9 protein-coding genes and 1 rRNA gene are annotated in these 12,552 nt (G+C 69.3%); 8 read left to right on the top strand and 2 right to left on the bottom strand.

Annotation, left to right across the window (positions count from 1 at the left end; all coding sequences use genetic code 11):
• Positions 1-93 (top strand): 5S ribosomal RNA (rrf, locus tag VFV21_RS04605); the annotation flags it as partial.
• Between the two features lie 134 nt (positions 94-227).
• Here rrf and VFV21_RS04600 read toward each other — a convergent pair.
• On the bottom strand, positions 228-1,025 hold the full coding sequence (locus VFV21_RS04600) for a hypothetical protein (protein WP_329668309.1): 798 nt from the start codon (positions 1,023-1,025) through the stop codon (positions 228-230).
• A 344-nt stretch (positions 1,026-1,369) separates the two neighbouring features.
• Here VFV21_RS04600 and VFV21_RS04595 point away from each other — a divergent pair, with 344 nt between their 5' ends.
• Both VFV21_RS04595 and VFV21_RS04590 read left to right on the top strand, forming a co-directional pair.
• Positions 1,370-3,373 carry a tetratricopeptide repeat-containing sulfotransferase family protein gene (locus VFV21_RS04595; RefSeq protein WP_329668308.1) on the top strand — a complete coding sequence of 668 codons (2,004 nt, stop codon included), beginning with the start codon at positions 1,370-1,372 and terminating at the stop codon, positions 3,371-3,373.
• Positions 3,374-3,446: 73 nt separating this feature from the next.
• A complete protein-coding gene (locus VFV21_RS04590; RefSeq protein ID WP_329668307.1) occupies positions 3,447-5,777 on the top strand; it encodes a TonB-dependent receptor in 2,331 nt (776 codons plus the stop codon).
• Positions 5,778-5,859: 82 nt separating this feature from the next.
• Here VFV21_RS04590 and VFV21_RS04585 read toward each other — a convergent pair whose 3' ends face one another.
• Entirely contained in the window at positions 5,860-6,798 is a 939-nt protein-coding gene (locus tag VFV21_RS04585) for a carbohydrate kinase family protein (protein ID WP_329668306.1), read from the bottom strand.
• 173 nt (positions 6,799-6,971) lie between these two features.
• Between VFV21_RS04585 and VFV21_RS04580 the strand changes: the two genes are divergently transcribed.
• The 5 genes from VFV21_RS04580 (at position 6,972) to rodA (ending at position 12,542) form a co-directional block, all read left to right on the top strand.
• The gene (locus VFV21_RS04580) at positions 6,972-8,009 is read left to right on the top strand and encodes a rod shape-determining protein (RefSeq protein ID WP_329668305.1); all 1,038 of its coding nucleotides are present in this window, start codon (positions 6,972-6,974) and stop codon (positions 8,007-8,009) included.
• An 89-nt stretch (positions 8,010-8,098) separates the two neighbouring features.
• Entirely contained in the window at positions 8,099-9,085 is a 987-nt protein-coding gene (gene mreC / locus VFV21_RS04575; RefSeq protein WP_329668304.1) for a rod shape-determining protein MreC, read from the top strand.
• On the top strand, positions 9,082-9,570 hold the full coding sequence (gene mreD, locus VFV21_RS04570; protein WP_329668303.1) for a rod shape-determining protein MreD: 489 nt from the start codon (positions 9,082-9,084) through the stop codon (positions 9,568-9,570). The genes mreC and mreD overlap by 4 nt, the downstream gene beginning before the upstream one ends.
• Positions 9,571-9,573: 3 nt before the next feature.
• Positions 9,574-11,436: a penicillin-binding protein 2 gene (gene mrdA, locus VFV21_RS04565; RefSeq protein WP_329668302.1), complete on the top strand. Its 1,863-nt coding sequence runs from the start codon at positions 9,574-9,576 to the stop codon at positions 11,434-11,436.
• Positions 11,433-12,542, top strand: coding sequence for a rod shape-determining protein RodA (gene rodA, locus VFV21_RS04560; RefSeq protein ID WP_329668301.1), 1,110 nt, complete (start codon positions 11,433-11,435; stop codon positions 12,540-12,542). The genes mrdA and rodA overlap by 4 nt, the downstream gene beginning before the upstream one ends.
• Positions 12,543-12,552 lie beyond the last annotated feature (10 nt).

Here is a 12,552-nt window from a genome sequence, read left to right as displayed (position 1 = left end):
AACCACCCGATCCCATCCCGAACTCGGAAGTGAAACGCAGCTGCGCCAATGGTAGTGTGGCCTAAGCCATGCAAGAGTAGGTCATCGCCAGGGTTTTTATCCCAAAACGCCGCCCCCAAAGGGCGGCGTTTTTCTTTGCGTGCGATGTTGCCGGCACGCTGGTTCAAGCGAATCGCGATCGGGCTTCAGCGAATCGCGATCGGATTTCAGCGCATCCCGATCGGGCGTCAGCGCGTCGCGATGATGTCGGCCAGTTCGGCGCTGCGGACATCCCCGACCGGGGTCTCGCCGCGGACGCTGCCATTGCCGACGTTGAGGATGCCGCCGAAGCTCAGGCCGCTGGCGGGTTCGCTGGGTATCTCGTTGTCGGCGAACGAAAGGCCGTCGGCCCGGATCTCACCGAAGTTCAGCACCCCGCCCGATACCGCCAGCGTTGGGTAACGCCCGATGGCCCGGTTGCCGTGGATGCGGGTATCGGTGAAGCGGGCTTCCCCGTAGTTGAGCACGGTGCCGGCGTCACGCCGGTTGCTCAGCAGATGGTTGTAGGCGATCTCGCCGCCGACGGCCTCGAGCCGGCCATGGTTGAGCACGATCGCCGGGACCGTCTGGGTCGACCCATCCACGATGCCGACGTTCTGCAGCCCGAGCCTGCCGTAGTTCCGGACGGTGCCGTTGGTGCCTTCGGCCAGCACCAGGTTCTCGATGCGCAGGCTGGCGCCGGCGCTGACTTCCAGGATCGCGGCTGGTGCCCGGCTGTAGCCGCGGATTTCGGCGTAGTTCCCCTCGATGGTCAGCTTTCCCGCCACGGGCGGCAGCAGCAGCCCGTCGGCAGTCTCCTGGCCAAGGATATAAAGCCCGCGCCGGGCGAGCCGGATGGTGCTTTGGCCCGGGGACGCGTTGGCGGCGCGGATCGCTTCGGCCAGGGCGGCACTGTCGTTGTTGGCGATTTCGACATGGATGCCGCGGGTGCAGGCGGCCAGGGACGTCGAAGCGACGATCAAGAGCAGGGCGAGGCGGTATCGCATGGTCGTGACTCCTGGGGTGGCGGCGAGTCCACCTTCCCGGAATCGAATAGAGCATCCGCTCGGTCGGACTGGCTTCCAATGCGTCGCCGGCCCTGGCGGCGCCCCTGAACCGGGCGAGGAATTCCTCCCCGAAGAACCGCTTCACGCCGCGTCGACAACGCGCGAGGCGCGTGTTATCTAACCGTCACAGTCGACGATGTGAATGCCGGACCGCCGCGGTCCCGGCGCCGTCCCGACTGGGCTGCGGCCACCGGCCGCTCGGAAGGCAAGATGGGTTTCCAGGACCCGACGGGGGACAAGCCTTGAGTGCAGTGGCCGGGCCGGCTGCGTCGCTGGCGCAAGCCATGGCGCATGCCCTGCGCCTGCTCGAACGCTCGCCCGCGCTCGCACGGGAGCAGGCCGAAGAGATCATCCGCCAGGCGGGGCCGCATCCTCCGGCGAGCCTAGTCCGGGCCATCGCCCTCGAACGTTGCGGGCAAGGGCCCGCGGCCCTCGCGGACATGGAATCGCTCGTGGCGAGCCATCCCGGCTGGGCACCGGCCCAGGTTGAATTCGGGCTGATGCTGGGTCGCGCCGGCCAGGGCGAACGGGCGATCACCTGGCTTCGGCGTGGCCTCGCCCTGGCGCCGGAGCACCCGCAGGCCTGGCGCATCCTCGGCGATCACCTCAGCGCGACCGGCGATGACGCCGGCGCCGACCATGCTTACTCGATGCATACGCGGCACGCCGCCAGCGATCCGGTATTGATCGCGGCGGGCGACGCCCTCGTGGCGAACCGCATCCCCGAGGCCGAGCGGCTGTTGCGGGGCCAACTGCAGGCGAACCCCACCGACGTGGCCGCGATCCGCATGCTGGCCGAAGTGGCCGCCCGGCTCGGTCGCCTCGAAGACGCGGAGACCCTGCTGCAGCGCTGCCTGGAGCTGGCGCCGGGATTCCAGGCCGCCCGCCACAACTACGCCATGGTCCTGCATCGCGCGAACAAGCCCGAGCAGGCGCTGGCGCAGATCGAGCGCCTGCTGGCCGATGAGCCCGGCAACCCCGGCGCCCGCAACCTCAAGGCCGTGGTCCTCTGCCGCGTGGGCGACTACCTGCCGGCCATCGAACTGTACGAAGGCATCGTGCGCGAATACCCGGACCACGGCCGGATCTGGCTCAGCTACGGCCACGCCCTGAAGACCGCGGGGCTGCGGGAGCGGGCCATCGAAGCCTACCGGCGCAGCATCGCGCTCGACCCGGGCTTCGGCGAAGCCTGGTGGAGCCTCGCCAACCTCAAGACCTTCCGTTTCGACGCCGGCGACATCGCGGCCATGGAGGCCGCGCGGCAGCGGCCCGGCATCGACGACGAGCAGCGCGCCCAGTTTGAGTTCGCGCTGGGCAAGGCCCACGAGGACGCGGCCGACTACGGCAAATCGTTCGCACATTACCGCGAAGGCAACCGGATCCGGCGCGCGGCGCTGCCGTACCGCGCCGACGATGCCAGCCTCCGCGTGCATCGCTCGCGCGAGCTGTTCACCCCGGCCTTCCTGGGGCAACGCCAAGGCAGCGGCTGCGCGGTCCCGGATCCGATCTTCATCGTCGGCCTGCCCCGTTCGGGCTCGACCCTGGTCGAGCAAATCCTCTCGAGCCATCCGTCGGTGGAGGGAACGATGGAATTGCCCGAGGTCATCTCGCTCACCCATGACCTGCGTCGCGAGGGCGCCGACGCCGGGGCCGCGTCCTACCACGACGTGCTCGCCACGCTCGATGGCGCCCGGCTGCGCGAACTCGGCGAACGCTACCTCGAGCGCACCCGCGTCCAGCGCAAGACCGCGGCGCCGCACTTCATCGACAAGATGCCCAACAACTTCTTCCACGTCGGGCTGATCCACCTGATGCTGCCGAACGCCCGCATCGTCGATGTCCGCCGGCACCCGATGGCCTGCTGTTTCTCGGGGTTCAAGCAGTACTTCGCCCGCGGCCAGAACTTCAGCTACGGGCTGGAGGACATCGGCCGCTACTACCTCGACTACCTCGAGCTGATGGCGCACTTCGACCAGGTGCTGCCCGGACGCATCCACCGCGTGGTGTACGAACACCTGGTGGACGACACCGAGGCCCAGGTGCGCGCCTTGCTCGACTACTGCGGGCTGCCGTTCGACCCGGCCTGCCTGCGCTTCTTCGAAAACGACCGGCCGGTGCGCACCGCCAGCTCCGAACAGGTGCGGCGACCGATCAATCGCGAGGGTCTGGACCAATGGCGCCACTTCGAACCCTGGCTGGGCGAGCTGAAGGCGACGCTGGGCGAAGCCCTCGACACCTACCCGGAGCCGCCGCCCGCGCGGGCGGCGGACCGGTCCACGCGGCAATGACCAGGGAATTGGGGAGAGGGACATGATGGCGAGATCCAAACCTCGCAAGACGACGAGGCCGGCCCGGGGAGCGTTGGCCACCGCGATCGTGCTGGCGATCAGCGGCACGGCGTGGGCGCAGACCCCGCCGGAAGAAACGGCGCCGATGCTCGACGAGATCACGGTGACCGCGCAGAAGCGAAGCGAGAACCTGCAGAAGGTCCCGATCAGCATCCAGGTGCTGGGCACCGAACAGCTCGACGACCTGCACGTGGCCGATTTCGAGGACATCGCCACGCAGTTCCCGAGCGTGTCGTTCCAGCGCCTCGGCGAAGTGCCCAGCAACTTCCAGGTCTACATGCGCGGCGTCGCCAGCGGCGGCGACGGCAACCATTCGGGCCCGTTGCCCAGCGTCGGCGTCTACGTCGACGAGCAGCCGGTCACCACCATCCGCGGCGCCATCGACGTCCACCCCTACGACATCCAGCGCGTGGAGGCACTCGCCGGACCGCAGGGCACGCTGTACGGCGCCAGCTCGCAGGCCGGCACGGTGCGCATCATCACCAACAAGCCGGATGCGTCCGGCATCACGTCCGGCTACGGGCTGGAGCTGAACGCGATCGAGGACGGCGGTACAGGCCACGTGGCCGAGGGCTTCATCAACCTGCCGATCAGCGAGCGGGCCGCGATCCGCCTGGTGGGCTGGGACCGGGATGACGCGGGCTACATCGACAACGAGTTCGGCGAGCGCACCTTCCCGACCTCGGGCATCACGATCAACAACGGCGCCCTGGCCCGCGACGACTACAACACCTCCGACACGACCGGCGCCCGCGCCGCGCTCAAGATCGACCTCACCGAGAACTGGACGATCACCCCGTCGGTGATGAGCCAGCGCCAGGACATCAACGGCAGCTTCGGCGTGGACCCGGACGTGGGCGAGCTGTCGACCCGGCAGTTCTACCCGCAGACCTCCGAGGACCGCTGGACCCAGTCGGCCCTGACCGTGCAGGGCAAGATCGGCAACTTCGACGTCACGTACGCCTTCGCCCACCTCGACCGCGACCTCGACACCGAGTCCGACTACAACGACTACGCCTACTGGTACGACACGCTGTTCGGCTACGGCACCTACTTCTACGACGACAACGGCGACCTGATCAATCCGTCGCAGTACATCCAGGCCACCAACGGCTACAAGAAGCGCAGCCATGAACTGCGCGTCGCCTCGCCGTCGGACCGCCGCTTCCGCTTCGTGGCGGGTGTGTTCTGGCAGGACCAGGACAACGACATCCAGGAGCGCTACCGGGTGGACGGCCTGGCCGACGTGCTGTCGGTCACGGGCTGGGAAGACACCATCTGGCTGACCCGCCAGCAGCGCGAGGACCGCGACCAGGCCGTGTTCGGCGAGATGTCGTACGACATCACCGACCGCCTGACCGCCACCGCCGGCATGCGTTTCTTCGAGGTCGACAACAGCCTGCGCGGCTTCTTCGGATTCAGCGATGGCTACTCGTCCAACCCGACCTACGGCGAGGGCGCCTGCAACACGCAGTCGCTGCCGCCGTACCCGAATGCGCCCTGCGAGGTCTTCAACAAGCGCGTCAAGGAAAACGACTCGATTGGCAAGTTCAACCTCAGCTACGAGTTCAGCGACGACGCCATGGTGTACGGCACCTGGTCGGAAGGCTACCGGCCCGGCGGCATCAACCGCCGCGGCACGCTCGATCCCTACCTGTCCGACTACCTCACCAACTTCGAGCTGGGCTGGAAGACGCGCTGGGCCGACGGTCGCCTGACCTTCAACGGCGCCGTGTTCCGGCAGGACTGGGAGGACTTCCAGTTCGCGATCCTCGGCCAGAACGGACTCACCGAGATCAAGAACGCCAACCAGGCCCGGATCAGCGGCATCGAGGCCGACATCAGCTGGGCGGTGAACTACAACCTGCGTATTTCCGGCGGCCTGGCGTTCTACGACGCCGAGCTGACCGAGAACTACTGCGGCTTCACCGACGCCAACGGCAACCCGGAAACCGATTGCCCCACGCCCGAGGCGCCCTCCGGCACCCGCCTGCCGATCACCGCCGACTTCAAGGGCAACCTCACGGCGCGCTACACCTTCGACGTGGGCGAGTACGAAGCGCACGTCCAGGGCCAGGTGCGCCACGAGGGCAAGCGCAGCACCGACCTGCGCACGGAGGAGCGCGGCATCCTCGGCGACCTGGATGCCTACACGCTGTTCGACCTCACCGCGGGCTTCGGGCGCGGCAACTGGGCCGTGGACTTCTACATCAGGAACGTCTTCGACGAGCGCGCGCAGCAGTCGCGGTTCACGCAGTGCGCGGAGGCGGTCTGCGGCGAGCAGGCCTACACCGTCGTGGCGCGGCCGCGCACCTTCGGCGTCCGCTTCTCGCAGGACTTCTGAGCCAGCCTGTCCCGGAAACAAGGCCGGCGCCCTCGGGCGCCGGTCTCGTTTCGGTCCGCGGGCCCGGTGGCCCGCGCCGGCCTCAGCGCAGCGCGTAGCCGAACTGCTGGCGGAACTGCTCCGCGAACTCCTCGTAATCGAAGCGCTGGTTCTGCGGGCCCAGGTGCTCGATCTTGAGCGCGCCCATCAGCGAGGCGATGCGCCCGGTGGTCGCCATGTCCATGTTGTTCATCAGGCCGAAGATCAGGCCGGCCCGGTAGGCATCGCCGCAGCCGGTGGGATCGACCACCCGCATGGCGTTGGCGGCCGGGATGTGCAGCTCGCCGCCCTGGGTGTGCACTTCGGAGCCCTTCGGGCCGCGGGTGATGATGTAGGCCTTCACCCGCTCGGCGATCTGCTTCTCGCTCAGGCCGGTCTTGTCCTGCAGCAGGTTCGACTCGTAGTCGTTGACCGTGACGTAGGTGGCCTGCTCGATCATGGTGGTCAGCTCCTTGCCGTTGAACAGCGGCATGGCCTGGCCCGGATCGAAGATGAAGGGGATCGATAGTTCGGCGAACTCCTTCGAATTCTGCAGCATCGCCTCGTAACCGTCCGGCCCGACGATGCCGAAGCCGACGTCCTTCACGTCCCGGACGTGGTTCTCGTAGGAGCGCATCATCGCGCCCGGGTGGAAGGCGGTGATCTGGTTGTCGTCGAGGTCGGTGGTGATGAAGGCCTGGGCCGTGTACAGGTCCTGGATTTCCTTGACGTGGTCGAGGCGGATCTCGCAGGCCTCGAAGTGCTCGCGGTAGGGGCCGAAGTCCTGGCCCACGGTGGCCATCGGGATCGGGTTGCCGCCCAGCAGCTTCAGGTTGTAGGCGATGTTGCCCGCGCAGCCGCCGAACTCCCGCCGCATGCGCGGCACCAGGAAGGACACGTTCAGGATGTGGACCTTGTCCGGCAGGATGTGGTTCTTGAACTGGTCCTGGAACACCATGATGGTGTCGTAAGCCAGGGAACCACAGATCAGGGCTGAAGGCATCGTCGGACCTCGGTGGGTGGGGGCCGGCGGGCCGCCCCTTGGAAAGGCGCACATGGTAGCGTGGCGGCGGCGCCAAGGCACGGGAATCCGCCGCATTTCGCCTTGCCGGGGCCGGGGGTGGTTGCTAACCTAGCCAATCCCCGAAACCCCCCATTTCCCAAGGTTTCCCCCTGATGTTCAAGAAGCTCCGCGGCCTGTTTTCGAACGACCTGTCGATCGATCTCGGCACTGCCAACACCCTCATCTTCGTCCGCGGCCAGGGCATCGTCCTGAACGAGCCGTCGGTCGTCGCCGTCCGCCACAGCCAGGGTGGCCGCGAGGTCGCCGCCGTCGGCGCCGAGGCCAAGAAGATGCTCGGCCGCACCCCTGGCAACATCACCCCGCACCGGCCGATGAAGGACGGCGTCATCGCCGACTTCACCCACACCGAGGAAATGCTCAAGCAGTTCATCAAGAAGGTGCACACCTCGCGCTTCCTGCGTCCCAGCCCGCGGGTGCTGATCTGCGTGCCCTGCGGCTCGACCCAGGTCGAGCGCCGCGCCATCAAGGAGTCGGCCGAAGAGGCCGGCGCCCGCGAGGTCTACCTGATCGAAGAGCCGATGGCCGCCGCGATCGGCGCCGGCATCCCGGTCGACGAGGCGCGCGGCTCGATGGTCATCGACATCGGCGGCGGCACCTCCGAGGTCGCGGTGATCTCGCTCAACGGCATCGTCTACTCGCAGTCCGTGCGCATCGGCGGCGACCGCTTCGACGACGCCATCATCAACTACGTGCGCCGCAACCACGGCACCCTGATCGGCGAAACCACCGCCGAGCGCATCAAGCTCGAGATCGGCTGCGCCTTCCCGCAGGCGCAGGTGAAGGAGATGGAAGTCTCCGGCCGCAACCTCGCCGAGGGCGTGCCGCGCATGATCGTCATCAACTCCAACGAAGTGCTCGAGGCCCTGCACGAACCGCTCAGCGGCATCGTCAGCGCGGTCAAGCAGGCGCTGGAGCAGACCCCGCCGGAGCTGTGCGCCGACGTCGCCGAGCGCGGCATCGTGCTCACCGGCGGCGGCGCGCTGCTGCGCGACCTGGACAAGCTGATCTCGGAAGAAACCGGCCTGCACGTGCACGTCGCCGACGACCCGCTGACCTGCGTCGCCCGTGGCGGCGGCCGTGCGCTCGAGCTGATCGACATGCACGGCAACGAGTTCTTCTCGCCCGAGTGAAGGCGCACGCCGGCCATCCCGCCGGCCGCCGGCGCCACCTGCTGGGCCCCGCCGCGCGGCGGGGCTGAATACCGTCTCCGGATCTTCCCGTGGCCTATCCCGGTTCCCCTGCCGCACGACTGAGCGAGAGCGCCGGCGGCACGCTGCCGCTGCTGGCCTACCTCGCGCTGGCGACGCTGCTGATGGTCGGCGACCACCGCGGCGGATTCGCGAACCAGGCCCGGCAAAAGCTCAGTGTGCTGGCCGAGCCGGTGTGGTGGCTGGCCGATGCGCCGGGTCGCCTCATTGACGCGGGTCGCGAGCTCACCTCCTCGCGCGGCAGCCTGCTGGCCGAGAACGAACAGCTGCGCCGCGAGCTGCAGGTCAACGCCAGCCGCCTGCACCGCATGGCCGCCGTGGCCGAGGAGAACCAGCGCCTGCGCGAACTGCTCGGCGGCACCCGCGGCTACCGCCTCACGGCCCAGCTGGTCGGCATCATCGACATCGACCTCGATCCCACCCGCCAGCGCATCGTGCTCGATGCCGGCGCCAACGACGGCGTGCGCGTTGGCCAGGCCATGATCGACGCCGGCGGCGTGCTTGGCCAGGTGGTGGAAACCTCGCCGCGCCGCGCCACCGCGCTGCTGGTCACCGACCCTGAGCACGCGGTGCCGGTGCAGGTAGCCCGGTCGGGGCTGCGCACCATCGCCTTCGGCACCGGCCGCAGCGACCGGCTTCGCCTGCCCAACATCCCGCAGAGCGCCGACATCCGCGTCGGTGACCAGCTGGTGACTTCGGGCATCGGCGGCCGCTTCCCGGCCGGCTTCCCGGTCGGCGTGGTGCAGGCGCTCGAGCCCGACGACACCCGCTTGTTCGTGGTGGCGCAGGCGCGCCCGTCGGCCTTCATCGACCGCAGCCTGGAAGTGCTGCTGGTGAGCAACGCCGTGGATGAAGCCGACGTCGGCCCGCCCGCGCCCCCGCCGCCGCCCGCCGTGCCCGATGACGCAGGCACCGACGCCCCAGCAGCCGGCGAAGGCGGTGATGCCGCGACGGACGCCGCGACGGAAGCCACGGCGCGCGACGAGGTGCGGCGATGACCCGCAGCCCTTCCGCCTGGCTGCTCTACGGCAGCCTCGTCTTCAGCCTGCTGGTGCTGGTGGTGCCGATCCCGGGCGGCCTGGGGCCGGCGCGGCCCTACCTGCTGGCGATGCTGCTCTGCTACTGGCTGCTCGAAGCCCCCGACCGCATCGGCCTGGGCGTGGCTTTCCTTGCCGGGCTCGCCGCCGACCTCGTGGCCGTCACGCTGTTCGGCGAGCAGGCGCTGCGGCTGGTGGTGCTGGTGTTCCTGGTGCAACGCTTCCGCGCCCGCCTGCGCTTCTTCCCGCTGTGGCAGCAGGCGCTGGCGGTGGCGGCGCTGCTCGTGAACGACCGCCTGATCGCGGCCGCGATCCAGTTCGCCAGCGGCGCGGGGCTGCCGCCGTGGTCCAGCTGGCTGTCGCCGCTGGTGGCCTTCGCGCTGTGGCCGTGGATGTTCCTGCTGCTCGACGAACTGCGCCTGCGCCTGCGCGAGCGCGCCGCCTGATCCATGCGCCCGATCCGCCGGCAGAAGCTCAAGAACCTGCACGCCGAGGCCGAGCAGTTCCGCCGCCGCGCGCTGGTGGGTTTCCTCGGCATCGCCGTCGCCATGCTGGGCCTGGCCGCGGGCTATTTCCGGCTGCAGGTGCTGCAGCACGAGGAGTACCAGACCCGCTCCGAGGCCAACCGCATCAAGCCGCGCCCGATCGTGCCGGCCCGCGGCCTGATCTACGACCGCAACGGCCGCCTGCTGGCCGACAACGTGCCGGCCTACCGGCTCGAGCTGGTGCCGGAGCAGGTGACCGACCTCGAGAAAACGCTGGCCGACCTGGGTCGCCTGGTCGCGCTCGATGACGAAGACCTCGCGCGCTTCCGCGACGCCCGCCGCGCCACCCGCAGCTTCCGCCCGATCCCGCTGAAGCTGCGGCTGGACGAGGGCGAACTGGCGCGCCTGGCGGTCAACCGGCACCGCTTCCCCGGCGTCGAAGTGGTGCCCTACCTGACGCGGCGCTACCCCTACGGCCCGCTGTTCTCGCACATCATCGGCTACGTCGGCCGCGTGGACGTCGCCGACCTCGAGGCGATGGGCGACAGCCGCAACGCCGCGCTCACCCACATCGGCAAGGCCGGCATCGAGCGCTATTACGAAATGCGCCTGCGCGGCGAGATCGGCTACGAGGAAATCGAGACCAACGTCGAGGGCCGCGCCCTCGGCGTGCTGCGCCGGCACGACGCCAAGCCGGGCACGGACCTGTACCTGAGCGTGGATGCGCGCCTGCAGCAGGCCATGGTCGATGCGTTCGAAGGCCAGCACGGCGCGGCCATCGCGATCGATCCCGCCAACGGCGAGATCCTGGGCATGGTCAGCCTGCCGGGCTACGACCCGAACCTGTTCATCAACGGCATCGGCCACAAGGACTGGCAGGCGCTGCAGGCGCCGTCGCGGCCGCTGTTCAACCGCAACGTGCTGGGTGGGTTCCCGCCGGGCTCGACCATCAAGCCGTTCATGGCGCTGGCGGGCCTGGACGCGGGGCTGATCACGCCCGAGACCACGGTGCTTTCCACCGGCGAATTCTTCCTGCCCAACCAGGCGCGCGGCTACCGCGACTGGCGGCCGGGCGGGCATGGCCGCGTCGCCCTCACCGAATCGATGGCGCAGTCGGTGAACACCTACTACTTCAAGCTCGCCCACGACCTCGGCGTGGATCGCATCGATCCCTACTTCCAGCGCCTGGGCTTCGGCGAACCCACGGGCATCGACCTCAGCGGCGAAATCGCCGGCGTGCGCCCCTCGCGCGCGTGGAAGCGGCGCCAGCTCAACCAGGAGTGGTACCCGGGCGACACCGTGAATGCCGGCATCGGCCAGGGCTTCTGGGTGACCTCGCCGCTGCAGCTGGCGCAGGGCACGGCCATGCTCGCCAACGGCGGCTGGCTGCGCCGGCCGCACCTGGTGCAGTCGAGCCAGGACGGCTTCGACCGTCCGCGCGTGCCCGAACCGCAGCCGCCGGCGCGCCGGGTGGTGACCAACGAAGCCCACCTCGCCGCCGTGCACGACAGCCTGGTGGCCGTGATGCACGGGCCGAGCGGCACGGGCCGCGCCGCCGCCGCCGGTGCGCCGTACCGGATGGCCGGCAAGTCCGGCACCGCGCAGCGCACCAGCCGTCGCGGCCTGCAGTCCACCAACCCGGCCGACCTGCCGTACCACCTGCGCCACCAGGCCTGGTTCATTGCCTACGCGCCGGCCGAGGCGCCGACGATCGCGGTGGTGGTGCTGGTTGAACACGGCGGTTCGGGCTCGGGCGCGGCCGCCCCGGTGGCGCGCCGCATCCTCGACGCCTGGCTGCTGCCCCCGCCGGAGGACACCGCCCGATGATCGCCCTCCTGAGCTGGGTTCGGGAAATGCTGTCGCGGCTGTTCGAGAAGGTCGACCTGCCGCTGCTGCTGGCCCTGCTGTGCGTGATGCTCATCAGCCTGGTGGTGCTGGCCAGCGCCTCGGGCGAAAACACCCGGCTGGTGCTGTCGCAGGGCGTGCGCTTTGGCGTCGGCCTGGGCGCGATGGTGCTGATCTCGCGGCTGCCGCCGGCCAAGCTGCGGCTGTGGACGCCGCTGGCCTTCGCCGGCAGCCTGGTGCTGCTGGCGGCGGTGTTCGTGTTCGGCACCGGCCGCAGCGCCAACCTGTGGCTCAACCTCGGCGTGTTCTACCTGCAGCCGGGCGAGCTGCTCAAGCTCACCGTGCCGATGATGCTGGCCTGGTACCTGCACTCGGCGGTGCTGCCGCCGCGCTGGACGACCCTGGCCGTCTGCGCTGGCATCATCGGCCTGCCGGTGGCGCTGATCATCAAGCAGCCGGACCTCGGCACCGGCATGCTGGTCGCGGCCTCGGGCGTGTTCGCGGTGTTCCTGGCCGGCATCGCCTGGTGGCGCATCGGCCTGTTCGCCGGGCTGGGTTTGGCGGCGCTGCCCGCGGCCTGGCCCTTCCTGCTGCCGCACCAGCGCGAGCGGCTGCTGACCTTCGTGAACCCCGAATCCGACCCGCTGGGCACCGGCTGGAACATCATCCAGTCCAAGATCGCGATCGGCTCGGGCGGCTTCAGCGGCAAGGGCTGGGGGCAGGGCAGCCAGGCCCACCTCGACTTCCTGCCCGAGCACACCACCGACTTCATCTTCTCCGTGCTCAGCGAAGAGTGGGGCTGGCTCGGCGTGGTGACGCTGCTGGCGCTGTACCTGTTCATCATCGGCCGCTGCCTGTGGATCGCCTCGGAGGCCCGTGAAGGCTATGCCCGCATCCTCGCCGGGGCACTCGCCATGACGTTCTCGGTGTACGTGCTGGTGAACGGCGGCATGGTCGCCGGCCTGCTGCCGGTGGTCGGCGTGCCGATGCCGCTGCTGAGCTTCGGCGGCACCTCGGCGGTGTCCCTGCTGGCCGGGTTCGGGATGGTGATGTCGGTGCGGGCGCACCCGAAATTCATGGGCACCTGAACCGCGCGGC

Origin of the sequence: Arenimonas sp. (assembly GCF_036275555.1) — a bacterium.
Classification (GTDB): Bacteria; Pseudomonadota; Gammaproteobacteria; order Xanthomonadales; family Xanthomonadaceae; genus Arenimonas.
This window is presented reverse-complemented; position numbering and strand designations above follow the sequence as displayed.

Coding starts and splice junctions, on each gene's coding strand:
- VFV21_RS04600 (WP_329668309.1), bottom strand. CDS start 1,025: ATGCGATACCGCCTCGCCCTGCTCTTGATCGTCGCTTCGACGTCCCTG.
- VFV21_RS04595 (WP_329668308.1), top strand. CDS start 1,370: ATGGCGCATGCCCTGCGCCTGCTCGAACGCTCGCCCGCGCTCGCACGG.
- VFV21_RS04585 (WP_329668306.1), bottom strand. CDS start 6,798: ATGCCTTCAGCCCTGATCTGTGGTTCCCTGGCTTACGACACCATCATG.
- VFV21_RS04580 (WP_329668305.1), top strand. CDS start 6,972: ATGTTCAAGAAGCTCCGCGGCCTGTTTTCGAACGACCTGTCGATCGAT.
- mreD (WP_329668303.1), top strand. CDS start 9,082: ATGACCCGCAGCCCTTCCGCCTGGCTGCTCTACGGCAGCCTCGTCTTC.
- mrdA (WP_329668302.1), top strand. CDS start 9,574: ATGCGCCCGATCCGCCGGCAGAAGCTCAAGAACCTGCACGCCGAGGCC.
- rodA (WP_329668301.1), top strand. CDS start 11,433: ATGATCGCCCTCCTGAGCTGGGTTCGGGAAATGCTGTCGCGGCTGTTC.